This is a genomic window from Yersinia sp. 2540 StPb PI (genome assembly GCF_052217165.1).
GTDB lineage: Bacteria > Pseudomonadota > Gammaproteobacteria > Enterobacterales > Enterobacteriaceae > Yersinia > Yersinia enterocolitica_E.
This window is the reverse complement of record NZ_JAZGQC010000001.1, coordinates 2,511,111-2,535,443: the sequence shown is the minus strand read 5'-3', so window position 1 is coordinate 2,535,443 and position 24,333 is coordinate 2,511,111. Positions and strand designations below refer to the sequence as shown.

Genomic DNA, 24,333 nt, shown 5'->3' with positions numbered 1-24,333 from the left:
TCGCGGGTTCTTGGTACCAGGTCTTGGACAACAGATTTTGTATTATGCTCGGTCGTTCAGTATTAGTTGACCATTTTTATCGATCGGGATCTGCGTACCTGGATCACGATCCATACGAATTTTTCCCTGCTGATCACCAATTTTGTAGGTTACGTCATATCCCAGCATTTTTTGTGACTTGTCATAGACAGTCTGGCAACGCTGTTGAGTGGTGGTATAGGTATCACTTTCTTGCATATTACTTTGCACACGGTTACCGGCATATCCGCCAGCCAATGCACCGGCAACAGTAGCGATATCCTTACCTCGCCCGCCCCCAACCTGATGTCCCAGAACCCCACCCGCTACAGCACCTAACACTGATCCTGCAATCTGATTCTCATCTTGCACTGGTTTACGGTGAGTGACCGTTACATTACGACATTCCTGTCGAGGCGTTTTGACCGTCTCTTTAATCGGTGTCGCCGCAATAACTTGTGCATATTGCGGCGCGCCAGAGAAAACATTCATACTCGCAACTGCGGCAATTCCCAGAGCGGCCGCAATACCGATACCCACGCCTGCTAACATTGATTTGTTCACAGGAAATCCTCCTGAAAGTGTTACCACGCATCTTCTGCCCCAGAATTCCAGCGTAAAAACAGAAAATCTGACAGTTTCCGACACCAAAGGCTGTCTCTGATTAGCGGAATACGGCGTGCGTGACTCGCCGTCTGTAAACACCATGGAGTCTGCACAAAGTCGTTTGAGCTAGCAATAAGACAAATGGACTAAAAACCCAGATAATAGGTGTAAATGAATATGTTTAGGAGGAATCCGACTGTGGGTATTTGCGACTGCGAAATTTTATGCTGCAAATTTTACATTACGGGCGAACACTTTTAGCGTTAAGTGCCTGAGATTGAGCAAACAAAAACCGCCACCTTTTATTAACGGCAGCGGTTTGTTTAAGTGAGAAGGCGATTAGTGTAACTTCAAGCGCGGGCGAATAACCCGATTAATCCCACCCACCAGCATCATCAGGCCAGTCTTGGTATAACCATGTAATGCCACCTGGTGCATACGATACAGTGAGATATACACCACACGAGCAACACGCCCTTCGACCATCATTGAACCGCGCATCAGGTTGCCCATTAGGCTACCCACAGTGCTGAACTTCGACAGAGAAACCAGTGAACCGTGGTCTTTATAGATATACGGCTTCAACGGCTGCTCATTAAGCAACGCCAGAATATTGCTGTAGCAACGGCTGGCCATCTGGTGAGCCGACTGCGCGCGCGGGGGAACAAAACCGCCACTTGCCTGCGGGCAAGAAGCACAGTCACCAATAGCAAAGATATTCGCATCACGCGTCGTTTGCAGTGTTGGTTCCACCACCAACTGATTAATACGGTTGGTTTCCAGCCCAGCGATATCTTTCATAAAGTCCGGTGCTTTGATCCCCGCCGCCCACACCATCAGGTCAGCGTTAATAAACTCACCCTCTTTGGTGTTCAGACCTTTTTCGTCCGCACTGGTCACCATGGTTTTGGTCAGCACGCGCACGCCGAGTTTAATCAATTCCTGATGCGCGGCCGCTGAAATGCGCGGGGGTAATGCGGGTAGAATCCGCTCGCCAGCTTCCACCAGCGTCACATTCAGTGCTTGATTGTCCAAGCCCTCAAAACCGTAGCTATGCAGTTGTTTCACCGCATTGTGCAGTTCTGCGGAGAGTTCCACACCGGTAGCCCCCCCACCAACGATCGCAATGTTAACTTTCCCTTTTTCACCCGGTTGCGCTGAATATTTCAGGAACAGGTTCAGCATTTCATTATGGAAACGGTGTGCCTGATGCGGGTTATCAAGGAAAATGCAGTTCTCTTTTACGCCTGGCGTACCAAAATCGTTAGAGGTACTGCCTAAGGCCATGACCAGAATGTCATAGGTCAATTCACGTTGGGTCACCAGCACATCACCGTGTTCATCGCAAATCTCAGCCAAACTGAGGGTTTTGGTTTCACGGTTAATGTCAGTTAAGGAACCTAACTGGAAGTTAAAGTGGTGGTTACGCGCATGAGCCAGATAGCTCAACGCATCGACGCCATCATCAAGAGAACCCGTGGCTACTTCGTGTAACAGCGGTTTCCACAGATGGCTGTGGTTGCGATCAACCAGAACGATATCCGCTTTCTTGCTGCGGCCCAGCTTATGGCCCAGACTCGTCGCCAGCTCAAGACCGCCGGCACCACCACCAATAATAACGATTTTCTTCTTCGGCGTTGTCAAAATGACCCCCTAAATGTGAACCAATTGTTAGCTAAGGGTAAAAGAATAATATCCTTAGATAACATAGGGTTCGCTGATGCTAAATCAATAATCTGTAGCCAGAATATCATGCAGGGTTATTTGGTCATACCAAAATTGATATATATCAACTTTTTTTGATTAAAGTGACAGCATAGAGAATCTTTCTGGAATAGGATTCAAATAGTTAGCGTTTAGTCACAGTTTAGAATTTTTCTATTTGCAGCGAGGAAAAATCTTATTTTGCCGTTTTTAAGCAACAAAACGGCCTGGATAAAGGATTTAAACTCCCTTTCCCAAACCGGTTAGCAGAACGTTATAGGCTTTACAATTAACCAATCTTTAACAAACCGACTGTTTTAAGCTCAGCAGTCACTTTACGCTAGCCAAGAGTTTTAAAGGCTTTAATGCGCTGAAGATGGGGTGAAAGATCCTTAAACTTGTGGTTTTGTTTCTCGTCCCAAACAATTTCATAATAAGGATGTAGGTCACCCGCAGTTCGCTGGCTATCAAGCATTTCATCATGACGAGACAACACCACCAGGCAACGATCGCGATTTTTCTCGCGAAAGTCATTAATACACTTGCTGGCGATATCAACATACTCTTCTGGGCGGTCGATTTTACCGCCCATATTGTCCTGCGGATACAGATTCGGGTTGAAAGCAACCTGGCGGATACCGCACAGGAAACCAATGCGCTCGGCCCAAAACCCGCCTAAACCAACACCACAAATCAGTGGTTTGACATCACCACCCTGCTGAATGGCTTTATCCACTTCTTTCAGTAAATGCTGCATATCATGTCGAGGATGCAAGGTGCTGTAACTGATAAAACGCACATCTGGATCGATAAATTGCAGTTGCAGGACTTTCTCGTGATTACCAGGGCTATTGGAATCAAAACCATGTAAATAGACGATCATATTTATCCTCGCGACTTATACTTGTCATACGTCAAGCTGCATGTGCGTTGGCTACACTCACTACTCGGCCCATCCGTGAGCCTCACCTCGTTGAGGCCGCTGCAACTCGAATTATTTAGAGTATATAACTTATTTCAATTGGCTCTTATGTGCATCCCAACGTTCGCTGAGTGCAGTTAATGCCTTATTCGCCTGTTGCCAGCGTGATGACCCCATCAATGATTGACGCTCAAACTGCCCAGAATGATACAAGCGCGCAACCTGATCCGCTTTGACCGGAGACAGGTTATCTAGCACGCTGATGGCACCCTGGCGGTTATTACACACCAAAATCATATCGCAACCGGCATCCAGCGAAGCCTGCCCGCGCTCGGCGTAACTGCCCATTATCGCAGCACCTTCCATCGATAAATCATCTGAGAAGATAATGCCATCAAAACCTAATTCCTGACGCAATATCTGCTGGAGCCAATACGCCGAGCCGCTGGCCGGGCGCGCATCAGCTTCAGTATAAATCACGTGAGCAGGCATGATGGCATCCAGCAGTCGCCGCTCGATCAACTCGCGAAATATAACCATATCATGAGTGCGGATTTCTGCCAGTGGTCGATTATCATGTGGCGTCTCCTTATGGGAGTCGGCGGTGACCGCACCATGACCGGGGAAATGCTTACCGGTGGTCTTCATCCCGGCACTAGTCATGCCTCGGATAAAGCATTCCGCCATTGCCAGAGCCTGTTGTGGCTCGCTGTGGAAAGAGCGCTCACCAATAGCGGCGCTAACATGGCCGATATCCAGTACCGGCGCAAAACTGATATCGATATCCATCGCTATCATCTCTGCCGCCATCAGCCAACCGGCCTCTTGCGCCAGCTTAGCTGCCGTAGTTGCATCATTAATAGCGGCAAACGACTGGGCCGCAGGCAGGCGAGTAAAGCCATCACGAAAACGCTGCACCCGGCCCCCTTCCTGGTCAACGGCCACCACCAGACGCTCACGAGAGGCCGCCCTGATTTGACGAACCAGCTCACGCAACTGTTCCGCATCATGAAAGTTACGGCTGAACAAAATCAGACCGCCCACCAGTGGGTGTTTTAAAATCTCACGCTCTTCAGCATCCAGCTCATAGCTGGCGACGTCTAACATTACTGGTCCCACAACAACCTCACTTCATTCAATAAAATACCCCTCGGACGGGGTCGCCACAGGGGGTCGATTTGCCTGGCTGCTACGCCAATTTCTTTGGGTAACGTTACGAATTAAAACGATAAATTAAACCGCTGGCGCAGTGGCGACGCCCATTGTAAAAATGTCTCATCACCCGTTTGCTGCCAGCGCACCTCAAACCACATCAGCATCAGGTAATCAATCCACGGTAACCAGCGCTGTATCTGCTGTGATAAGCGTTTGATGTCAGGGTATCCCTGCTCACTCGCGCAGTAGTGCTGTAAAAAGGCATGTTGTTGTGGCAATAACCAGTTATTGCTGCGAAACAGCGCCGCAATATCCAATGCGATATCCCCATCGGCAGCATATTCCCAATCAATCAGTTTCAGCCCGGTTGGGGTCATTAACACATTGCCGGGATGGACATCCATATGCAACGGCGCCAACTTAATAGGCTGCGGTAGCGGGCGGCGCAGAAAGTCATGTTGGCGGCGCAACCAGGCAGGTGAGCGGCGCGTTGAGTCAATCAATTGCCCATAGCGGGTTAACTGACGGCGCAAGTCGAGACGGTAGCCGCTGATGGGCAGATGATGCAGACGGGCCAATAACTGTGGCAACTGCCCATTATCTGATAATTCAATAAATTGCTCATTAGTGACAACGTCACCTTCAAGCCAATTAACCACTAACCAGTGCTGATCGGCGGCAATAATGGCCGGTGAGAAATGCTGATTTGCCACGTGTCGTAACAGTTTTCGTTCCCGCCGCCGATTCACCCCCAACTGACGTTTGGCTAGTGATTGTTGACGTGCCAACCAGTCAATATTGGGTGCTGTAATACGCCAGCTTTCACCGGTTAGCCCCGCGACCGGACTAAAGTGATAATCGGCGATTTTCATCGCCGGATTTATGCTGTCAATGAATGCATACAGAGAGAGATCAGCGCTGAACCGGGCCATTACCTGACCAAATGATTTCGCCTGATTGTGCCTGCATCAATTGCATTTCAATGGTTGGCGACTTCACATCACCACTCACATCGCTGTACAGCACATATTGAGCGCCGACATAGCGGGCCAAACCAATCGCTTTGCTGCGCGACCCCAGGCTATCTTCTTCCGAAAGTCCCAGCGTTTGCTTAGCAACGGCTAATTGCTGCGGCGAGATCAAAACAAACTTTTTATTCGCCGCTAGCACTTGATGTAATGCGGCGGTGGCTTTCGCCGTTTGCAATGCACCATTGGTGTTGTTTTTAACGCTATCCAATAGCAGAATGCTGCCATTCGCCACTTCGTTGTTATTCACCATTTTCGCCACCAACGGCTCGACACTGATAGCCCAATCGATAGATTGCACTTTCGGTGGCTGCGGCACGGTGTCTACCGGCGGAGGTGTCTCAACGACAGGGGGTGTTACCGGTTCAATGGTGACGGGCGGTGTCGTTGGTGCAACAGGCGTCCGGGACGGACAACCGGTCAGCACTAACGCTGCCAAAACCACAAATAAATACCTTTTCATTGCCCTACTCCAATTGTGAAAATCAATCGGTTATAAAAATAAATGAAGGCGTGCACTGCGCGCATTAAAATTATTATTAACTGACTGAATAGTGACATCGTCCCCTGGTGCTATCATCACAAAACGCGGCGCTTCCAGCGGCGGCACATCTAAGCCCTGGGTATCATACCAATAAAAACGGTAGTTGATTCTTACCGGCTTATTCTGGCTATTCGTGATAACTGAACGCGCAACATTATTGCCAGAAGAGAGTGATACTGTGGGTTGAGAAGCCAAAATACCTGCCGTCAGAACCGACGAATCCATTACCACGGTTTGCTGTTTATTTACTGCAATCCCTTTCGGGTTGCTGCACCCCAATAATGTCGCGATACACGCCGACACCATCACCGGTAATAAAAACGCCTTAACACGGCGCATAGGCTTACCTCATTTAGACTCAATCATTATGTCGCTATTGATGCAGCATCATTATTTATGTGACAACAATGAACCCAGATCACGACCACCAACCAGGTGCATATGAATATGATAGACCACTTGCCCGGCATGTTGGTTACAGTTGATGATCAGACGATAGCCCTCTTCGGCAATGCCTTCTTGTTGTGCAAGTTTAGCCGCCACGGTAATCATACGACCCAGTGTGGCTTCATGTTCTGCGGTGACATCATTCACAGTTGGAATAAGAATGTTGGGAATGATTAAGATATGGGTGGGTGCCTGTGGGGCAATATCACGAAACGCCGTCACCAGCTCATCCTGGTAGACCACGTCGGCAGGAATTTCACGGCGGATAATTTTGCTGAAAATCGTTTCTTCGGCCATTACGCATTTCCTTTATCATTATAAAACGGAGAATGCGTAGTATGAGCGACAAATTCTATTGATTTCAACCTCAATAATCAGCCTCTGGCATAAGCCGCCGCTTTTTCAAACAATGCGGGCTCTGGGCGAATCCCCGTATACAGCACAAATTGCTCAACCGCCTGAATAGCAAATACTTCTGCGCCAGTAATAACGGTTTTCTGCTGTGCTTTAGCGTAACGGATAAGTGGGGTGACTGCCGGCAGTGCCACCACATCAAAAATGATATCCGCACTATCTATTTCACCCTGAGTAAATGCCAGAGCATCGGCATCCTTCCCCCCCAACATCCCCACCGGGGTAGCATTAATCAACACATTAGCCCGAACGTCCTGCATATCAGGGCGATAAATATAACCTGATTGATCCGCTAACTGCTTACCTGTCACTTCATTTGTCGCAATGATATAACCCTGCTTAAAACCTGCGTTTTTTAATGCAAAAGCCACTGCTTTTGCCATGCCACCACTGCCACGTAAAGCAAAAACCTGCTTTGATGACACCTGATATGTCGCAAGCAACATGGCGATGGCGATATAGTCGGTGTTGTACGCCTTAAGGTAGCCTGCGGTATTGACCAGAGTATTTACTGAGTTAATAGCTTTAGCTGATGGGTCCATCTCATCCACCAGCGGAATCACCGCCTCTTTAAAGGGCATTGAGATGGCACAACCACGAAATCCCAGCGCCCGCACACCACCGATGGCGGCAACAAGATCAGTGGTAGTAAAAGCCTTATACAGATAATCGAGGTCTAAGGCATCGTACAAAAAGTTGTGAAAACGGGTACCAAAGTTACTGGGTCTGGCCGCCAGAGAAATACACACTTGGGTGTCTTTATTTAAATACCGGGTCATCTTCTCACCTTAAATAGTCATTACGCCCTGCCCGCACAAGCTTTTCATGCCTAAGGACGGTGGGCGATAAGCCCTTGCTGTACTAAAATTATCAGCTAAAAAGGTGATATTAAAAACTGCTGAGATTCATTCAATAGAGATCCTCTTTTATGGTCAGTCGACGTCTTGAGCAACAATATTTACGCTTACTGGGCGTGGTTGGGGTGCAACAGGTTACGATTACACTGCAAGAATTAGCCGACAAGCTTAGCTGCACTAAGCGCCATATGCGGACATTGCTGGTTAAAATGCAACAGGCTGGCGGGTTTTATGGCAGTCAGAAGCTGGCCGTGGTCGCCGTTCACACTTACAACTATTGCGGAACACTCATCAACTATTGATTGAAAAAGCGGAACAGTTATTGGATTCAGGCGATTTCAACGCGACCATTGCGCTACAGGGAGAAGATAAATAGGTGGTGCGCCGGTCACGGTATACCGTGAATTACGCCGTCTGCGAGATAAGGAGCTGCGTTTATTCCCAGAGATATCACCGGCGCAGGTTGCTGCTGACGAGGGTAACTGGGCGGGTTATACCCTCGCACAAGGCGGCCCATTAGTCGCCCGCAAAGATTTGCGCGTTAGGCTCAATTACGACATCACCGAGAATGGCAACGATTACGGGGATAACGTCAGCCGGATCACTGGCGTCTTTGCCCCTGAATCGGGTGCTAATTCAATTATCTATACCCGCACCACCACTTACAAAATTGTTCTTAAAATCAAAGCTGACGCGGATTTTTCTGTTGACGTTCAGGGCGGCCCGCCGCCCCTTGGAGTTCTGTCAATAACTGTACGCGGTAGCTGCCCTCAACCGGTAAAATCGGTTGAAAGCACCCCGCCAGCCGCAGAATTTAGTTATCCAAAACTGCCCAAGAACGCCACAGCCAAGCAGATAAAACGTTATCACCAGCAAACCAGCCAGCTTTTTGAAGATATGGGGCGCAAGGAACGGCGAGAACTGGCCGAACGTATCCGCAATGATGGGGATAAAGGTAAGAAAGTCTCTGATAATCACGAGGTGAAAAAAGCAGAGATAGCGGCTCAGTATCAGCCTATCGGTGAGTTAGCAGATCAGGCGCTGAGTTTCCTGCGAAAAATCGGCATAGAGCCGGAGCCGTGGGAATTGCGGGCGCTGGTGATGGGGGGGAAGGTGGATTTTGGGCAAAATCTGAAGTTTCAGATTAGTGGAGGACAATTTACCACTGCAGCACAAAAATAACCCATACATCTATTGCGGATTAGCGCAAGCCACTTATCTATATGATTTATATTAATTTTATCTCTTAAGAATACATATCTTTACTTGAAATGGTGTTGACAATAATTTTTTTAAGCCTAAATTTTTAATTAAACAATAAATAAACAACTATATGTGCAGTTTGTAATTAATTATAAAACAAGGTATTAGCTATGGACGAGTATGTTTCAGAGTTTTGCGCAAAATATTATGTGGATGATAACCCTCATAGAGATTTACTTCTCTGGCTATTAATAAATAAAAGAAATGATTCAGGTAGAATCAATCAAAAATTATTCAGGGAAATAGATAAAGGTAAAGACATAACAAATCCGATCTATAATAGTCATATTAAGCGTTATAAAGATGTTTATGATAGACAAGGAAAAAGAAACACGGCGGCGGTGATAAAAAAAAGTATTTATTCATTACAAATAGCTAATTTTAGAGGTTTTGGTCAACTCAATGGAGAAGATTTAGGAGTAACAATAAATTTCAATGCCAAGAATAATATTTTTTTCGCTCCTAATGGTGGAGGGAAAACAAGCTTATGTGAGGCAATAGAATATTATACAACTGGAAATATTAAAGAGGCTGGAAGAAGAAAAACCTCTATAAAAAATTATATAACGCGTAATGGTAAACCTTTAGTCAAGATTTTGAACAATAAGAAACTGGTAATTTCAACCGATCCGGTAAATATATTTAATTTTATTGATAGGAACAGACTACAAGAATTCTCCCTTCTTGGCTCAAATGATACTAAATTTAATGAAAGAGATGTCTTAGCTGCACTTGTTGGTCTAGAGGGATTCGATTTAGCAATAAGTACACTTGTTCAACCAAAAAGTTTTAATTTAAATGCAATAAAGAAAAATGAAAACATTACGAAACACTCGCAATATGTGGATGAATTTAATATATTTAAAAAAGATCATAAACAATCAATAACCAAAATAGACAATGTAACAAAGAATATAATTTCTCATGCAAAAATCATAAATACTCCTGAGAGAAATCAGAACAATGCTATTCGATATATTTACTTTAGAGCAAAAAAAACAATAGCACATATGACTTTAGCAAAAGAGAAATATAAAAAAGGAGTAGTATCTATCATTATAGATACGGACCATTCTTACAAGTTAATAAAACACATAAAATTTTTAATAGAGAATAAAATAATTTTAGATAGTAAATTATTATCATTAAGCAGCAAAGTGGATTATTTAAGCCTTTATCAATCAGCTAAAAATGTTCTTAGTAAAATCAGTTATGACAAATGCCCTTTATGCCTTACAAACATTAAAAATACGAAAATAGATCCATTGAAAAACAGTCAGAATGGAATTGATGAATTAAAAACTCTATCATGTATTCAATTAAGAAAAAATAAAACCACCAATAGAATAGAAAGTATATTAATTAATTTAAGAGCATGGTTAAACAAGCTATTAGCATCGCCAGTAAATACGTATTTTGATGCAAGTAAAATAATAGGAATTGTAAATGAATTACAACTTGAAAATATAGTCAACTTAAATAAACAGTTAGAGGAAATACTTTTAAATTTAGAAAAAAACCCTGACATAAAAATATTTAATGAGAAAGCAGTTATTCATAACAGAAGTATTTTAGATGTGGAGAAAACAATCAAGAGAATTGATGGAATCATAGAAAAAAACTCACACTTAATTAATTACATTGATGAAAAATCACAAGAAAAAATAGATACATCTAGAAGTAAAAAACTACAATCTCAGAAAATAGCTTTACTGATTAAGTCAATAAATGAGAAAAAACCACTTGTTAAGATTGATGCTGAGTTTAATAATTTTATAGATGAATTAACACTTGAATATCAAAATTTTTATATCGCAGCATACGAATTCAAAAGAAGAAAGGAAGGAGAAATACTTTCTGGAATAGAAGCCTCCATAATTACATACTATAACAATATAAATAAGCATGATGATAACAGTGAGAAACTAAATCGCCTTTACTTCTCATATGATGAAATTTCTAAATCATATAGAATTCAAATGGAAATTAATAATGAAAGTGTTGATGCTTTTGTTTTTTTATCAGAAGGACATTTGAAATCACTAGGACTGGCTATACTTTTAGCTCTTTCCAAGAAGAAAAAGTCTCAATTTATTGTCTTTGATGATGTCGTAAATGCTATTGACACTGAACACCGAGCCAACATAATAAATACATTCTTAACGGATGATTTTTTAAAAAACACTCAAAAAATCATTACTACTCACGACAAACTATTCTGGGAAATGTATAGTAATAAATCTAAGGAAATGGGTAACGGTGAATTTTCAAGTTTTATTTTAAACAGTTATCCGCATGGGATTTATATCGTAGAAAAGAAAATATCTTTTGAAGATAAAATAAAGGAAAGCTTGGCTTGTTATGATTTGAGACAGGCATTAATCTATTGTAGAATCTGGTTCGAAAGCTTAGCTTCACATTATTGCGTCAATGCCGCACTAACAATAACAGGTTCATTTTCATCAAGAGAATATCAAAAACCAAATTATATTAAAGTTAGCTTGGAAAGTATGTATAACGCTCTAAATGAAAATCTTGGTAACAATTTAGAAAATGTAAATTTAATTAGAAGGAACTTAATAAACTGGAGTCTACAAAACCAAGAGCATCATGCTTTCAGTGAGCATAATTATAATATTACACATTCTAAGACCAGTGCGGAAATTCAAGAAATATTTGATTGTATCAGAAAGTTTGAAATACAACTAAATCCGCAAATCAAACTACAATCCTTATCAGAAAGAGCTATTCTCTTGGATGATAAAATACAAAAGCAAAATATTAAGTTAACTAACCCTAATGTTGCCATTCCTATAGATACACTTAGACTATGGACAACGCAGAAAGTAAATTATGAGCAAGACAGGATAAAAGTTGGTGAGTTGATCGATTATTGCAGGACATTAATCCCTCAAGTCCCAGCCATAGACAACATTGAAGTCGCTCAAATAGAAGAGATAACCATTGACAATTAATTAACATTTATCTGGTAGTGAGACTGAATTGTGGTATGAAGTATTGCACAAATTTGCACAATATTTTTGATGCTATTTCGCCCCTTTCAGCCCAGAACTGGCGCGGCCTGCCGCCACTTGCACAAATGCACAAAAAGCGACCTTTTTGCGTGCAGGCGTGGAGGGGAGACAATCGCGCGCTGAAGGGTCTAAGGGAGGTCTGGCACCTCCGGCTGATGCGCTGCTTGTGGGTCATGGTGATGTGCATTCGTGTGATGTGTGCGTGATCGGATGCGTGAGGCGTGCACCTCTCTATGGGCCGCACAGCGCGTTATAGCGCAATGGGGGAAGTGCACGCGGCGCAGGGCGCGCCGGTGTGGGTATGAATGAAAATTATTGAATGAATCCGTGGGTCAAACTTAAATTTCGGCCAGTGCGTAGGGGTTAAACCGGAATACCTCCACGCCCAGCCAGTCATTCAGGGCTTTTAGATCTTCCATGATGGGATACAGCTCGTTGATGGCGAACACCTTCGCCGCCTTCTCAACATCCCCAAAGCCGCTGGTATTGGTCGGCATGATCCCCATCAGTTGCGGCGGTACCCGGTGTGCGGCCAGCAAGTCATCGCGGGTCACGTTCTTGATACCGTTAAACTCATCTTTGGCGGTTATTTCACTAAACGGCATAATTTGCAGGCCGTCTTTCTTCCCGCCTGCCGCGTACACAAATACGTTCTTGAATGCCCCCTTACCCCGCCCGTCAATTGCTCGGCATCACCAAAAAAGACAGTGATAATGTGCTCGGCCAAGTGTTTGACTTTATCGCCCGTGGCTAACATTACGCTGGGATGAAAAACTCCGCTGGATCGCGTATATTTGTTTTATCTGCATTTCTATATGCACTACCGGAGATCGTAATGGCTAATGTAATGACGAGTCTGGCTGAGAAAAAACAATACTTCGACCGTGTGAAGTTAGAAAACTATCGCCAAAGTATGCGTTTGGAAGGCTTGAACAGTACCAATCAAACGTTGCCAACCTCAAAGAACGAAAGGGCTAAACTGAAGCAAAGCCTGATGAATAAATACGCCACCAAAAGCCAGCCGAGTTCGCGGTGAACAGCGATAAATACGGTGACGGCCCAGCTCCTTATACCTATCCGAACAGTCAGGTGTTAATCAATAAATTCGGCATTACTGATGATGACCAATTTATTGAGATGGAAAAAGATTTTTCCGAGCTGGCGATTATGGAGATCGAATTTAGCCCGCCACCCTATGATTTGCGCTATTGGTGCGCGCTGCATCAAGCCTTGTTTGGCGATATTTATCATTGGGCCGGAGAGCTGAGAACCATTGATATATCCAAAGGCACTACCCGATTTTGCAATATCAATCGCATTACACCTGAAGCTAACCGACTGTTTAACCAACTGGCACAAGAAAATTATCTGGTTGGTCTGCCCTATGACTCGCTGATTGTAAAACTGGCTGAGTACTATTCTGATCTTAATGTTATCCACCCTTTCCGTGAAGGTAATGGCCGGGCGCAGCGGTTGCTGTTCGAACACATTATTATCAATTGCGGCTTTCAAATCTCCTTTGCTGGCATCAACCCCGATGAATGGATTCAGGCCAATATTGATGGCTACCATTGCCGTTATCAACGCATGACTGCGTTATTCGCTCGCTGTATTAGTTAAACCACCCCGATATTTCCCGCTAAAAGTTGTCACAGTCCCCCTACCACTGCCGCGTGTTGCACCCGTGCGCGTAAACAATACCGTTACGCTGAATAACGAGTATTGACCGCCATGACCAACGCCGAAATCTATCGCCTGATAATGAATCTGATCCGTTTCGGTATCGTGGTGCAGGTGAATTTGGCCCTTGATCCGCCCAAAGCCCGCGTGCGCTGCGGTGAATTACTGACCGACTGGTTGCCGTGGTCTGTCCGTCGCGCCGGAAAGGCCCGCACATGGTGGCCGCCGACCGAAGGGGAACAGGTCATTATTCTGGCTGCTGGCGGCGAGTTATCCGCCGGTGTGATCATTGCGGCCCTGTATCAAAAAAGCGCCTCGACTCCGATTAAAACCGCCAATACCCAGCACGCTAACCGGCAATACCAAAGAGAATTATCACCAGTGCCAGAACCTGCTTTGCAGTTGTACGTTCACCACACTGCAATCAGTCGATAAAATCCTGTCCCGCCCCAGCCGTAATAACACCGCAACCCTACCCCGCGATCTGTTTCTGCCGGGGCATCTGGGTGACGACCAATTTGATTTGGTTTTTTGATACTCCAACGTTTTCAATCAGCCTGCCGCGTGCGGGCTTTTTTGTATCTGAATGCAGTCAATCTTTGAGTGGAGGTCATGATGTGGACAGTTAAAATAAATAATTCAATAAAATCAATGTGAAAAAGATAAAAAAAGGGAGGCTTTCGCCTCCCCTTTGCACTCCCCAAACCTGAATTAATGGTTACGAATATATTCGTCCATATCTGTTTTCAGGTTATCTGATTTAGTCCCGAAGATAGCCTGAACACCAGAACCTGCGACCACTACACCCGCAGCACCCAGTCTCTTCAGACCAGGTTGGTCAACCTTGGAAACATCCGCCACGCTGACACGCAGACGGGTAATACAAGCATCCAGGTTAGTGATGTTCTCTTTACCACCAAACGCATTTACCAGTGCCGCTGACATTTCTGTGCCGCCCTGGACAGTTTGCTCAGTGGTTGTCTCTTCACGACCCGGTGTTTTCAGGTCCAGTTTGGTAATCAGCACACGGAAGATGGTGTAGTACACCAGACCGTAGCAAATACCCACCAGAGGGAACAGCCAGATACGGCTACTGTTACCACTGAGAACAATGAAGTCAATCAAACCATGGGAGAAGCTGGTACCGTCACGCATCCCAAGCAGAATACAGATTGGGAACGCCAGACCGGCCAAAATTGCATGGATAACATACAAAATTGGTGCCACGAACATGAAGGAGAATTCAATTGGTTCGGTGATACCCGTCAGGAATGAGGTCAGTGCTGCGGAGATCATGATCCCGCCCACTTTAGCGCGGTTTTCCGGTTTGGCTGAATGCCAAATCGCAATCGCAGCGGCTGGCAGACCGTACATTTTGAACAGGAAGCCACCAGACAGTTTACCGGCAGTTGGGTCACCCGCCATGTAACGTGGAATGTCACCGTGGAATACCTGACCTGCTGCGTTGGTGTATTCACCAATTTGCATTTGGAATGGTACGTTCCAGATATGGTGCAGACCGAATGGTACCAGCGCACGTTCAACTACGCCGTAGATACCAAAAGCAACGACTGAGTTCTGGTAAGCCGCCCATTGGGAGAAGGTCTGGATCGCAGTACCGATAGGTGGCCATACGAAGGACAGGATCACACCAACGAAGATAGCGGTGAAACCAGAAATAATCGGAACAAAGCGTTTGCCCGCAAAGAAACCGAGATATTCAGGTAACTGAATACGGTAGAAGCGGTTGAACATGTAGGCGGCTATAGCACCTGCAATAATCCCGCCCAGTACCCCAGTATCGGCTAAATGCTTGGCCGCAATTTCTTCTGCTGGCAGATGCAAGACCAGAGGCGCTACCACAGCCATGGTTTTCACCATGATGCCGTAAGCAACAACTGCCGCCAACGCGGATACACCGTCGTTATTGGTAAAGCCGAGTGCAACGCCAATAGCAAAGATTAATGCCATGTTAGCAAAGACGGAACCGCCCGCTTCTGCCATTACGTGAGAGACTACTGTTGGTAGCCAGCTAAAATTCGCGGAACCGACACCCAGCAGAATACCTGCGATGGGTAAGACGGATACCGGTAGCATTAGCGATTTACCTACCTTTTGCAGGTTTGCAAATGCGTTCTTAAACATAGTTGAGTGTGCTCCTGAGTAATAGTGCTTTTCTGCTGTTTCTCGCGTTTATTGGCATTACAAAGGGGGGAGTAAGCCTTTGCGAATAAGGGTGTCTAAAGCACCCTTTTAATTTTTACGAAGAGTAAAATAAATAGCCTGCTTAATGTTTGATGGCAGTCACGTTTCTTTCAAGAAAGCGCTTAACTTGCATCAAATCACGCATTTTTTGTAAAAAAACGTCAACAAGACCTGCCCTCACCCAATAAATTGGGTGAGAACATTACTCGTTCCGGGGATTAATTACGAGCTTAAAAAAAAGTATTATTAAGGATGCTAGCTATTTTCACTGGCGAGCCGGGAAGGGTCCAGATGAAATAACCGGCAGAAGTTGTCAGTCGTCGCCTGCGCCAGTGATTCAAGACTCACGCCTTTCAGCACTGCCATATACTCTGCAACATCAAGGACATAGGCTGGTTGATTCTCTTTGCCACGATGGGGAACCGGAGCCAGATAAGGTGAATCGGTTTCTACTAATATCCGATCCAGCGGAACATAACGGGCCACATCACGCAGTTGTTCCGCATTACGAAAAGTGAGAATCCCCGAGAATGAGATATAAAAACCGAGGTCTAACAGCGTTGCTGCCGTGGCTTTGTCTTCTGTAAAGCAATGTAAAACACCACCACACTCCTGCGCCTGCTCTTCCTGCAAAATTGCGAGTGTATCTTCACGCGCATCGCGGGTATGCACAATCACCGGTTTGTTTAATTCACGACCAATACGAATATGTTCACGGAAAGAGGCTTGTTGCAGCGGGATATTATCTTGCTGATAAAAATAATCCAGCCCGGTCTCGCCCATCGCCACCACATTATCTGCCGCGGCAAGACTTCTGAGTTGCTGGAAATCATAGCCACCATCGAGATTCAGCGGATGAACACCACATGAAAATGCCACATTTTGGCGTTCGCCAATAAGGGATGTCATGGCAGAAAAGCCCGGTAACGTAGTGGCTACCGCCAGGACGAAACCGACATCCCGCGCATTTGCTTTGGCTAATACATCATCGACGCTGCTGTGCAGCGTCTGGTAATCAAGGCTATCAAGATGGCAGTGTGAATCTACTAACAACATAATATTAAACTCTTCCATACTTTTCATAATGGTAGCCGCAGGGGTGTTAGCTATATTCGCTACTCGGCCCATCCTTCGGCCAGCCGCTGCAACGCCAATTACGTTGAGTGTACAATCAAGGTGAGGTGGAATAGGTGCCGGTGGATAACGCGGTTTCCCAGTTAAGTAACAACTCAGTGAGTAACAATTCACGGTTGACACCGACGACAGATAATAATTGATGACGGCATTTTGCCAGTTGTTGCGTTGACTGAAGCAACACCGGTGTGGTGGCTACGAGCGCCAACTGTTGTACCAGCGACAATTGATCCTGATTCACAGCAAACTCGCCAGCACCTTGTTGCCATTTCAAAGCATCCAGCAGCAGCGAAGAGAGCCATTGGAGGCGTTCAGCCGCATCATCATGGTTCAACTGCACTAACAATGACAGTAGATCCGAACTGTTCAATGCACTACTGAGCGCGTTACACAGCGCATTTCGTAGAGTCCAGCGCTCCGGTTGCAACAACCGCTCGGCTGCCAAGGGTGCGCCCTCACTCAATTTAAGCGCAGCCAGCGCCGTCACCGGTTCTGCCTGAACCTGGCGTTGCAGCCATTGCAAACTGAGTGCAGTATCTGGACAGGCCAAATACCAGTAAAAACAGCGGCTACGCAGCGTAGCTAACAAACTGGCGGGTTGATGGCAGTCCAGCAGGAAATAGGTTTTCTCCGGTGGCTCTTCCAAGGTTTTCAATAAGGCATTTGCCGCCGCATCGGTCAACAGTTCGGCGTGTGGCAACCACACCACCTTAGCCCCACCTTGTTGTGCATGGGAATAGAGCTTATCTATCTGCTGACGCACTAATTCGACCCCAATGCTGCTTTTACCTTTTTCCGGTGCCAGTACATACCAGTCCGGGTGGTTGCCCGCCAGCATTAAACGGCAGCTATGGCATTCACCACAACTTTTCTCACCTTGCCGCTGCTGGCACATCAGCCAGCGACTGAGGCCATAAATCAACGCCTCTTCACCATTACCGGGCAAGGAGTGGAGTAATAACGCGTGGTGCCCGCGCCCGGCAGTATGCTGCCCTATCAACTGGCGATAAGGGGCCGTAAGCCACGGATACCATTTCATTATGCGGTTTCCCGGCTGGCCAGCCATTGAGTCAGTACCCGGCTGATTGATGTGCTCACTTGCTCAAGAGATTGGGAGGCATCGATGGTTTTTATGCTGCTATCAGCGGCGGCCAGTTCGAGATAGCGTGCCCGCGTGCGTTCAAAAAAGGCCAGCGACTCTTGTTCAATACGATCCAACTCGCCACGGGCACGAGCGCGTGCTAAACCGACCACAGGCGGCAGATCAAGATACAGCGTTAGATCAGGGCGGAATTCACCCAATACGGTATCACGCAGTGACGTCATCAGTTGGCTATCAATGCCACGCCCTCCTCCCTGATACGCCTGAGATGAGAGATCATGGCGATCACCCACCACCCAACTGCCTCGAGCCAACGCCGGTTTAATTACATTCTCAACTAATTGTACTCGCGCGGCATACAGCATCAGCACTTCGGCTTTATCTGTCAGGACTTCACCATCAATACCTTGTTTAATCAAATCACGCAGTTTTTCTGCCAATGGTGTTCCACCCGGCTCCCGGGTGAAAACAATATCGTTAATCCCTTGGGCGCGCAGCGTGGCAACCACGGTGTCTCTGGCGGTGGTTTTCCCTGCCCCTTCCAGCCCTTCAATAACGATAAATTTACTGTTCATTCTTATCCTTAAGCGATTGACGATAGACCCGTACCGCTTGGTTATGACTGGCTAAATTGGTGGTGAATGTATGCCCGCCCTTACCATCTGCCACAAAGTAGAGATAGGCGGTTTTGGCCGGATGCGCGGCAGCCGTCAGTGATGCCAGCCCCGGCATGGCTATTGGGGTAGGCGGCAAACCAGAAATCACATAGGTATTATAAGGTGTTGGTGTATCTAAGTCTTTACGACTAATGTTGCCATTATACTTGTCACCCATACCATAAATGACTGTAGGGTCAGTTTGCAGGCGCATACCAATCCGCAGACGGTTAATAAACACCGATGCGACTTTAGTGCGTTCTTCATTTACTGCGGTTTCTTTTTCGATGATAGATGCCATGGTGACCAGCTCACCCGGTGTCTTATAGGGTAAAGATTCCTCTCGCCCTTGCCAAATTTCATCAACCGTCTTTTCCATCTTCGCATGGGCACGTTTGAGTAAGGCCAGATCGGTCGTCCCGGCGGTATAGGAGTAGGTATCAGGATAGAGCCAACCCTCAGGGTGATCACTGTCTTTTAACCCCAGTAACACCGCAATCTCACTATCACTTTTGCCGGCCAAAACATGTTTTACGTACTTCGACTGCTGCAACTCATCCAGCCAGTCACGTAGCCGCTTGCCCTCAATAAAGCGCACGGTAAATTGTGCTTCTTTACCACTGGCGAGTAATTCCAGCATGCCGCGCACCGTCATGCCAGGGGTAAAACGATAAGTCCCCGCCTTAAATTTTGCCAACTCAGGCTCTATACGCAACAGCCAGGGGAACAAACGGGTGTTTTTAATCACGTGGTCACGTTGCAGTAAATTCTCCAATGCGACCCGCCCCGTACCGGCGGGGAGTTTAAAGATGGTTTCTTGCTGGATAGCCAGCGGCTGGTCCGCAAAGTGTTGTATTTTCTGATAACCCAACAGCACTAATCCCAAACAGATAGCGGCAAAAAGGATTACAACTCGGGTGCTTTTTATTTTCATCGGGTGGCCATCTTCAAATTAAAGGTAGTCATCAACGCTATACATTAAAACCAACATGCTGCTGAGACCATCAGTTATGCATCGCAACAATGCTGATTCAGGAAATCAAACAACTGACGCGAGTGATAAAGCCATTTATCGGCGCGGTTCACAGGCAGTAGCGGCATCAGCGCGTTGCACACGATAATTTCATCCGCATCAGCCAGTGCCTCCAGTGGTTGCGCCACAATCGCTACCTGCTGCCCATGCCCGGCCAGACAAGTAATAATCATCTGGCGCATGATGCCATCAACACCCGACAGGCTTAAATCCGGGGTAAATATTGCGCCACCTTTACGCCAGAATAAATTAGCCGCACAGCATTCCACCAGCAGGCCCGCAGTGTCAAGCACCAGTGCCTCATCAGCCTCTGTCTGCTCAAGATGCGCACGAATCAACACTTGTTCAAGGCGATTTAGATGCTTAACACCCGCCAGCAATGGGCTGCGAGCTAATGTCACCGGGCTTAATGCCAATGAAATACCCCGCTCACGCCAACTTTGATAATGCGCCGGATAATCACTAAGCGAAATAATGCGCGTAGGGTGCTGACAAGCAGTACCGCTGTAGCCGCGCCCACCGCTACCCCGGCTAATAATCACTTTCAGTACCCCATCTTCAGTATGGTTTGCCGCCTCTACCATTTCTTTAGTCAAGGCATTCCAGTTTACTGTCGGCATCAACAAGCGTTCAGTTGCCTGTTGCAAACGCAGTATATGTTTATCAAGCCACACTACCCGACCATGAGATACCCTTGCCGTCGTAAAGCAGCCATCACCAAACTGCACTGAGCGGTCTGACGCTGAAATCAAATTTTGCTCTATACCATTAATCCAGAACATTCAGACTCTCTTTAAATGGGAGGGGTATTGTTTGCCATACATTCAGTTGCTAAATATACCTTGCCAGTAAATATATACTGTACATAAATAAAAATTGTACGTGGCGACAGTAGCAGATTTAGTCAATGGCTGTTTTCAGATTTATCTCTTATTAAGACAGTGATTATGGCGGGATGTTATCTCTTTCTTACTTGGCGCTGTGGCGCGACGTTAGCAGTGACAACACTCACGTTGAGCCATTAAGTGATGCGGGGTTAACCTAATAAAAGACCCGGAAAACCGGGCCTTTTTAGCAGCAGAAGCTTAACAGCCGAAGTTAGACCTTGCGGAAAACTAAAGAACCATTAGTGCCACCGAAGCCGAAGGAGTTACACAAGGTGTACTCCATATCTTTTACCTGACGGGCTTCATGCGGAACAAAATCCAAATCACAACCTTCATCCGGGTTATCCAGATTAATGGTTGGCGGAATAGCTTGAGAGCGCAACGCCAGCACAGTGAAGATAGACTCAACCGCACCGGCTGCACCTAACAAGTGCCCAGTCATGGATTTGGTGGAACTGACCATCACTTTACGGGCATCTTCACCAAATACAGACTTAACTGCCTGCGTTTCGGCTTTGTCGCCAGCAGGAGTCGATGTGCCATGGGCATTGATATAGCCGATTTGAGATGGGGTCACACCCGCATCACGTAATGCATTCACCATTGCCAGTGCTGCTCCTGAACCGTCTTCCGGTGGAGATGTCATGTGATAGGCATCGCTGCTCATCCCAAACCCAACAACTTCAGCATAGATTTTTGCACCACGTTTCTTCGCGTGTTCGTACTCTTCCAGCACCATCATGCCTGCGCCGTCACCCAGAACGAAACCATCACGGTCTTTATCCCACGGGCGGCTTGCGGCTTGCGGATTATCGTTACGAGTAGACAATGCACGAGCAGCACCAAAACCACCGACACCCAGTGGGGTACTGGCTTTTTCAGCGCCACCTGCCAGCATGACATCCGCATCATTGTAAGCAATGATACGTGCCGCTTGACCGATGTTATGCACACCAGAAGTACAGGCAGTCGCGATAGAGATGCTTGGCCCACGCATACCACACATAATGGTCAGATGGCCGGCAATCATGTTAACAATGGTTGATGGCACGAAGAACGGGCTAATTTTACGTGGCCCGCCATTCACCAGCGCAGTGTGGTTCTCTTCAATCAGACCCAACCCACCAATACCAGAACCAATAGCGGCACCGATACGAGGAGCATTGGCTTCGGTTATTTCAAGCCCTGAGTCTTGCATGGCTTGCATGCCAGCAACAATGCCGTACTGTATGAATGCATCCATTTTGCGTGCATCTTTACGCGAAATGAACTCTTCACAATTAAAATCTTTTACTAAGCCAGCAAATTTCGTTGCATAGGCACTAGTATCGAAATGGTCGATCAGGCTGATGCCACTCTGCCCGGCAAGAACAGCGTTCCATGTGGATTCTACTGTATTACCGACAGGAGACAACATGCCCAGTCCAGTCACAACAACTCGACGCTTAGACACGGTTGTCCTCCAAGGAGGGAAAATAACACTTAGGACAAAAAAAACTTAGGCGGTCGAGTGACCGCCTAACTATCTAAACTTAAAGCATGTTCGCTTACTGCTGGTTAGCGTTGATGAAATCAATAGCTGCCTGAACAGTAGTGATTTTCTCTGCTTCTTCGTCTGGAATCTCAGTATCAAATTCTTCTTCCAGAGCCATTACCAGCTCAACGGTGTCCAGAGAATCCGCGCCAAGATCTTCAACGAAAGAAGCACTGTTCTTCACTTCGTCTTCTTTAACACCCAGTTGTTCAACGATGATTTTCTTAACGCGTTCTTCGATAGTGCTCATACTCTTAAATTTCCTATCAAAACTCGCTTTCGCGATGGTTTTCGTAGTGTATAAAATGTTGAAAAAGATGCAACTAAATCTCGGCTGGTCAAACCACGATTTTACGCTATTTTGCGGTTTTCACCTCAAATAATGCAAATACTTTCGTGATTTTTAAATCATATACATGCCGCCATTGACATGTAACGTTTCACCAGAGATGTAGCTGGCCTCGTCAGAGGCTAAAAATGCAACAGCGCTGGCGATTTCTTTAGCTTGCCCAAGCCGGTTAGCTGGTACTTGGGCTAAAATGCCTGCGCGTTGTTCATCTGTCAACGCCGTCGTCATGTCCGTCTCAATAAAGCCAGGTGCCACAACGTTGACAGTAATGCCACGTGAAGCAACCTCACGCGCCAAAGACTTGCTAAAACCGATCAGACCCGCTTTAGCTGCCGCGTAGTTAACCTGCCCCGCATTGCCCATTGTCCCAACCACAGACCCGATGGTGATGATACGCCCAAACCGCTTTTTCATCATAGCGCGCATTACCGCTTTTGACAGGCGGAATACAGAAGTCAGATCGGTGTCAATAATATCTTGCCACTCTTCATCCTTCATACGCATCAGCAGGTTATCACGCGTAATACCTGCATTATTCACTAAAATATCAACTTCGCCAAATTCCGCACGAATCGCTGTCAAAACAGCATCGATTGACGCGGGTTCCACGACGTTCAACATATAGCCTTTGCCATTGCTACCCAGATAGGCACTAATCGCTTCTGCACCCTTCTCACTGGTCGCAGTGCCAATAACCCGGGCACCACGTTCGACCAATAATTCTGCAATCGCACGGCCAATCCCACGGCTCGCGCCGGTTACCAGCGCAATTTTTCCTTCGAAGCTCATGTTATCCTCTTTCTTAGTTTTCAAGCGCGCTGGTCAATGTAGCAACATCGTTTACCGGTGCTGCGGTTAAAGTATCCACGATACGCTTGGTCAAGCCAGTCAAGACTTTACCTGGCCCAACTTCTAACAGCAGCTCAATACCTTCTGCTGCCATAAATTCAACACTCTCAGTCCAACGTACCGGGTTGTAGAGTTGGCGCACCAGCGCACTACGGATAGCCTCTGGTGACACTTCCGTTTTCACATCAACATTATTGATAACCGGGAACAATGGCGCCTGGAATTCAATGTTTTCCAGTGCTGCGGCTAACTTATCAGCCGCCGGCTTCATTAACGCACAATGAGATGGCACACTGACCGGTAAAGGCAAGGCGCGCTTGGCTCCGGCCGCTTTACAAGCAACCCCTGCGCGTTCTACCGCTTCTTTGTTGCCGGCAATCACCACCTGGCCTGGCGAGTTAAAATTGACAGGCGAAACAACCTGACCTTGTGCTGATTCTTCACAGGCTTTAGCAATGGATTCATTATCCAGACCTATGATGGCGTACATTGCGCCGGTGCCTGCTGGTACCGCTTCTTGCATCAGTTTGCCGCGCAATTCAACCAGAGTGATCGCCTGTTTGAAATCAATCACACCCGCGCAAACCAGCGCTGAGTATTCACCCAAGCTATGACCTGCCATCATTGTCGGCAGCTTGCCGCCTTGATGTTGCCAGACACGCCAAATTGCAACAGATGCCGCCAGCAATGCCGGTTGTGTCTGCCACGTTTTATTCAATTCATCTGCCGGGCCTTGCTGCACTAGCTGCCAAAGGGAGTAACCCAGTACCGACGACGCTTCACTGAAAGTCGCTTCAACTATCGGAAATTGTGCGGCCAAATCGGCCAGCATGCCAAGGGATTGAGAACCCTGGCCTGGAAATACCATTGCAAATTTCGACATTTTCTTTCCTGTTGAATCAAAAAAGTCC

General features: G+C 46.5%; 25 protein-coding genes and 2 pseudogenes. 7 read left to right on the top strand and 20 right to left on the bottom strand.

The features are described 5' to 3' along the window. Positions 1 to 42: 42 nt before the first annotated feature. The 9 genes from V1956_RS11495 to V1956_RS11455 all read right to left on the bottom strand — a co-directional run bounded on the left by V1956_RS11495 (position 43) and on the right by V1956_RS11455 (position 7,617). A complete protein-coding gene (locus V1956_RS11495) occupies positions 43 to 582 on the bottom strand; it encodes a glycine zipper 2TM domain-containing protein (protein WP_372559258.1) in 540 nt (179 codons plus the stop codon). 381 nt (positions 583 to 963) lie between these two features. Beyond that, positions 964 to 2,268, bottom strand: coding sequence for an NAD(P)/FAD-dependent oxidoreductase (locus V1956_RS11490; protein ID WP_083158537.1), 1,305 nt, complete (start codon positions 2,266 to 2,268; stop codon positions 964 to 966). A 400-nt stretch (positions 2,269 to 2,668) separates the two neighbouring features. Further along, entirely contained in the window at positions 2,669 to 3,211 is a 543-nt protein-coding gene (ycfP, locus tag V1956_RS11485) for an alpha/beta hydrolase YcfP (protein ID WP_083158536.1), read from the bottom strand. Positions 3,212 to 3,340: 129 nt separating this feature from the next. Further along, positions 3,341 to 4,357: a beta-N-acetylhexosaminidase gene (gene nagZ, locus V1956_RS11480; protein ID WP_372559259.1), complete on the bottom strand. Its 1,017-nt coding sequence runs from the start codon at positions 4,355 to 4,357 to the stop codon at positions 3,341 to 3,343. A 113-nt stretch (positions 4,358 to 4,470) separates the two neighbouring features. Then, positions 4,471 to 5,277 (bottom strand): thiamine kinase, encoded by an 807-nt coding sequence (gene thiK, locus V1956_RS11475; RefSeq protein WP_420071271.1) that lies wholly within the window; start codon positions 5,275 to 5,277, stop codon positions 4,471 to 4,473. 40 nt (positions 5,278 to 5,317) lie between these two features. Beyond that, positions 5,318 to 5,896: a penicillin-binding protein activator LpoB gene (gene lpoB / locus V1956_RS11470; protein WP_372559260.1), complete on the bottom strand. Its 579-nt coding sequence runs from the start codon at positions 5,894 to 5,896 to the stop codon at positions 5,318 to 5,320. A 30-nt stretch (positions 5,897 to 5,926) separates the two neighbouring features. Next, positions 5,927 to 6,316, bottom strand: a complete 390-nt coding sequence (locus V1956_RS11465) for a YcfL family protein (protein ID WP_372559261.1) — start codon at positions 6,314 to 6,316, stop codon at positions 5,927 to 5,929. A gap of 51 nt (positions 6,317 to 6,367) precedes the next feature. After that, a complete protein-coding gene (hinT, locus tag V1956_RS11460) occupies positions 6,368 to 6,721 on the bottom strand; it encodes a purine nucleoside phosphoramidase (RefSeq protein WP_372559262.1) in 354 nt (117 codons plus the stop codon). Between the two features lie 77 nt (positions 6,722 to 6,798). After that, on the bottom strand, positions 6,799 to 7,617 hold the full coding sequence (locus V1956_RS11455; protein WP_372559263.1) for a shikimate 5-dehydrogenase: 819 nt from the start codon (positions 7,615 to 7,617) through the stop codon (positions 6,799 to 6,801). A 149-nt stretch (positions 7,618 to 7,766) separates the two neighbouring features. On the opposite strand from V1956_RS11455, the pseudogene V1956_RS11450 reads away from it, so the two are divergent. The 3 genes and pseudogenes from V1956_RS11450 to V1956_RS11440 all read left to right on the top strand — a co-directional run. Further along, positions 7,767 to 8,068, top strand: a pseudogene (locus tag V1956_RS11450) (SgrR family transcriptional regulator); the annotation flags it as partial. Positions 8,069 to 8,229: 161 nt separating this feature from the next. Further along, entirely contained in the window at positions 8,230 to 8,877 is a 648-nt protein-coding gene (locus V1956_RS11445; protein WP_442825135.1) for a hypothetical protein, read from the top strand. Between the two features lie 191 nt (positions 8,878 to 9,068). Then, positions 9,069 to 11,933 carry a hypothetical protein gene (locus tag V1956_RS11440; protein ID WP_442825134.1) on the top strand — a complete coding sequence of 955 codons (2,865 nt, stop codon included), beginning with the start codon at positions 9,069 to 9,071 and terminating at the stop codon, positions 11,931 to 11,933. A gap of 398 nt (positions 11,934 to 12,331) precedes the next feature. Here the strand turns inward: V1956_RS11440 and V1956_RS11435 are convergent. Beyond that, positions 12,332 to 12,673, bottom strand: a pseudogene (locus V1956_RS11435) (phage portal protein); the annotation flags it as partial. 155 nt (positions 12,674 to 12,828) lie between these two features. Here V1956_RS11435 and V1956_RS11430 point away from each other — a divergent pair. The 4 genes from V1956_RS11430 to V1956_RS11415 all read left to right on the top strand — a co-directional run bounded on the left by V1956_RS11430 (position 12,829) and on the right by V1956_RS11415 (position 14,208). Further along, a complete protein-coding gene (locus V1956_RS11430; RefSeq protein ID WP_229714857.1) occupies positions 12,829 to 13,029 on the top strand; it encodes a YhfG family protein in 201 nt (66 codons plus the stop codon). Beyond that, positions 13,026 to 13,613, top strand: coding sequence for a Fic/DOC family protein (locus V1956_RS11425; protein ID WP_442825133.1), 588 nt, complete (start codon positions 13,026 to 13,028; stop codon positions 13,611 to 13,613). Before V1956_RS11430 ends, V1956_RS11425 begins: the two co-directional genes overlap by 4 nt. 111 nt (positions 13,614 to 13,724) lie before the next feature. Beyond that, a complete protein-coding gene (locus V1956_RS11420; RefSeq protein ID WP_442825132.1) occupies positions 13,725 to 14,108 on the top strand; it encodes a phage baseplate assembly protein V in 384 nt (127 codons plus the stop codon). Then, on the top strand, positions 14,065 to 14,208 hold the full coding sequence (locus tag V1956_RS11415; protein WP_442825807.1) for an ogr/Delta-like zinc finger family protein: 144 nt from the start codon (positions 14,065 to 14,067) through the stop codon (positions 14,206 to 14,208). Before V1956_RS11420 ends, V1956_RS11415 begins: the two co-directional genes overlap by 44 nt. Before the next feature lie 176 nt (positions 14,209 to 14,384). On the opposite strand, the gene ptsG is transcribed toward V1956_RS11415, so the two are convergent. The 10 genes from ptsG to fabD all read right to left on the bottom strand — a co-directional run bounded on the left by ptsG (position 14,385) and on the right by fabD (position 24,305). Further along, positions 14,385 to 15,818, bottom strand: coding sequence for a PTS glucose transporter subunit IIBC (ptsG, locus tag V1956_RS11410; protein ID WP_083158528.1), 1,434 nt, complete (start codon positions 15,816 to 15,818; stop codon positions 14,385 to 14,387). A 315-nt stretch (positions 15,819 to 16,133) separates the two neighbouring features. Further along, positions 16,134 to 16,934, bottom strand: a complete 801-nt coding sequence (locus tag V1956_RS11405; RefSeq protein ID WP_442825806.1) for a metal-dependent hydrolase — start codon at positions 16,932 to 16,934, stop codon at positions 16,134 to 16,136. Between the two features lie 115 nt (positions 16,935 to 17,049). Further along, positions 17,050 to 18,051 (bottom strand): DNA polymerase III subunit delta', encoded by a 1,002-nt coding sequence (gene holB / locus V1956_RS11400; RefSeq protein WP_442825131.1) that lies wholly within the window; start codon positions 18,049 to 18,051, stop codon positions 17,050 to 17,052. Next, positions 18,051 to 18,689 (bottom strand): dTMP kinase, encoded by a 639-nt coding sequence (gene tmk / locus V1956_RS11395; RefSeq protein WP_083158526.1) that lies wholly within the window; start codon positions 18,687 to 18,689, stop codon positions 18,051 to 18,053. Before tmk ends, holB begins: the two co-directional genes overlap by 1 nt. Beyond that, positions 18,679 to 19,704 carry an endolytic transglycosylase MltG gene (mltG, locus tag V1956_RS11390; RefSeq protein WP_083158525.1) on the bottom strand — a complete coding sequence of 342 codons (1,026 nt, stop codon included), beginning with the start codon at positions 19,702 to 19,704 and terminating at the stop codon, positions 18,679 to 18,681. The genes tmk and mltG overlap by 11 nt, the downstream gene beginning before the upstream one ends. A gap of 74 nt (positions 19,705 to 19,778) precedes the next feature. Beyond that, positions 19,779 to 20,585: an aminodeoxychorismate lyase gene (gene pabC / locus V1956_RS11385; RefSeq protein ID WP_442825130.1), complete on the bottom strand. Its 807-nt coding sequence runs from the start codon at positions 20,583 to 20,585 to the stop codon at positions 19,779 to 19,781. A gap of 316 nt (positions 20,586 to 20,901) precedes the next feature. Beyond that, a complete protein-coding gene (gene fabF, locus V1956_RS11380; RefSeq protein WP_372559273.1) occupies positions 20,902 to 22,143 on the bottom strand; it encodes a beta-ketoacyl-ACP synthase II in 1,242 nt (413 codons plus the stop codon). A 94-nt stretch (positions 22,144 to 22,237) separates the two neighbouring features. Next, entirely contained in the window at positions 22,238 to 22,474 is a 237-nt protein-coding gene (gene acpP / locus V1956_RS11375; RefSeq protein WP_002220787.1) for an acyl carrier protein, read from the bottom strand. Between the two features lie 153 nt (positions 22,475 to 22,627). Then, positions 22,628 to 23,362, bottom strand: coding sequence for a 3-oxoacyl-ACP reductase FabG (gene fabG / locus V1956_RS11370; RefSeq protein WP_083158522.1), 735 nt, complete (start codon positions 23,360 to 23,362; stop codon positions 22,628 to 22,630). A gap of 13 nt (positions 23,363 to 23,375) precedes the next feature. After that, positions 23,376 to 24,305, bottom strand: a complete 930-nt coding sequence (gene fabD, locus V1956_RS11365; RefSeq protein ID WP_372559274.1) for an ACP S-malonyltransferase — start codon at positions 24,303 to 24,305, stop codon at positions 23,376 to 23,378. Positions 24,306 to 24,333: the final 28 nt, after the last annotated feature.

What these genes read in the sequence shown, in the direction of transcription:
- V1956_RS11465 (WP_372559261.1), bottom strand. Translation starts at nt 6,316, where the DNA reads ATGCGCCGTGTTAAGGCGTTTTTATTACCGGTGATGGTGTCGGCGTGT.
- pabC (WP_442825130.1), bottom strand. Translation starts at nt 20,585, where the DNA reads ATGTTCTGGATTAATGGTATAGAGCAAAATTTGATTTCAGCGTCAGAC.
- ycfP (WP_083158536.1), bottom strand. Translation starts at nt 3,211, where the DNA reads ATGATCGTCTATTTACATGGTTTTGATTCCAATAGCCCTGGTAATCAC.
- V1956_RS11440 (WP_442825134.1), top strand. Translation starts at nt 9,069, where the DNA reads ATGGACGAGTATGTTTCAGAGTTTTGCGCAAAATATTATGTGGATGAT.
- V1956_RS11405 (WP_442825806.1), bottom strand. Translation starts at nt 16,934, where the DNA reads ATGTTGTTAGTAGATTCACACTGCCATCTTGATAGCCTTGATTACCAG.
- tmk (WP_083158526.1), bottom strand. Translation starts at nt 18,689, where the DNA reads ATGAACAGTAAATTTATCGTTATTGAAGGGCTGGAAGGGGCAGGGAAA.
- thiK (WP_420071271.1), bottom strand. Translation starts at nt 5,277, where the DNA reads ATGAAAATCGCCGATTATCACTTTAGTCCGGTCGCGGGGCTAACCGGT.
- ptsG (WP_083158528.1), bottom strand. Translation starts at nt 15,818, where the DNA reads ATGTTTAAGAACGCATTTGCAAACCTGCAAAAGGTAGGTAAATCGCTA.
- V1956_RS11455 (WP_372559263.1), bottom strand. Translation starts at nt 7,617, where the DNA reads ATGACCCGGTATTTAAATAAAGACACCCAAGTGTGTATTTCTCTGGCG.
- acpP (WP_002220787.1), bottom strand. Translation starts at nt 22,474, where the DNA reads ATGAGCACTATCGAAGAACGCGTTAAGAAAATCATCGTTGAACAACTG.
- fabD (WP_372559274.1), bottom strand. Translation starts at nt 24,305, where the DNA reads ATGTCGAAATTTGCAATGGTATTTCCAGGCCAGGGTTCTCAATCCCTT.
- mltG (WP_083158525.1), bottom strand. Translation starts at nt 19,704, where the DNA reads ATGAAAATAAAAAGCACCCGAGTTGTAATCCTTTTTGCCGCTATCTGT.
- fabG (WP_083158522.1), bottom strand. Translation starts at nt 23,362, where the DNA reads ATGAGCTTCGAAGGAAAAATTGCGCTGGTAACCGGCGCGAGCCGTGGG.
- V1956_RS11430 (WP_229714857.1), top strand. Translation starts at nt 12,829, where the DNA reads ATGGCTAATGTAATGACGAGTCTGGCTGAGAAAAAACAATACTTCGAC.
- nagZ (WP_372559259.1), bottom strand. Translation starts at nt 4,357, where the DNA reads ATGTTAGACGTCGCCAGCTATGAGCTGGATGCTGAAGAGCGTGAGATT.
- hinT (WP_372559262.1), bottom strand. Translation starts at nt 6,721, where the DNA reads ATGGCCGAAGAAACGATTTTCAGCAAAATTATCCGCCGTGAAATTCCT.
- V1956_RS11420 (WP_442825132.1), top strand. Translation starts at nt 13,725, where the DNA reads ATGACCAACGCCGAAATCTATCGCCTGATAATGAATCTGATCCGTTTC.
- holB (WP_442825131.1), bottom strand. Translation starts at nt 18,051, where the DNA reads ATGAAATGGTATCCGTGGCTTACGGCCCCTTATCGCCAGTTGATAGGG.
- lpoB (WP_372559260.1), bottom strand. Translation starts at nt 5,896, where the DNA reads ATGAAAAGGTATTTATTTGTGGTTTTGGCAGCGTTAGTGCTGACCGGT.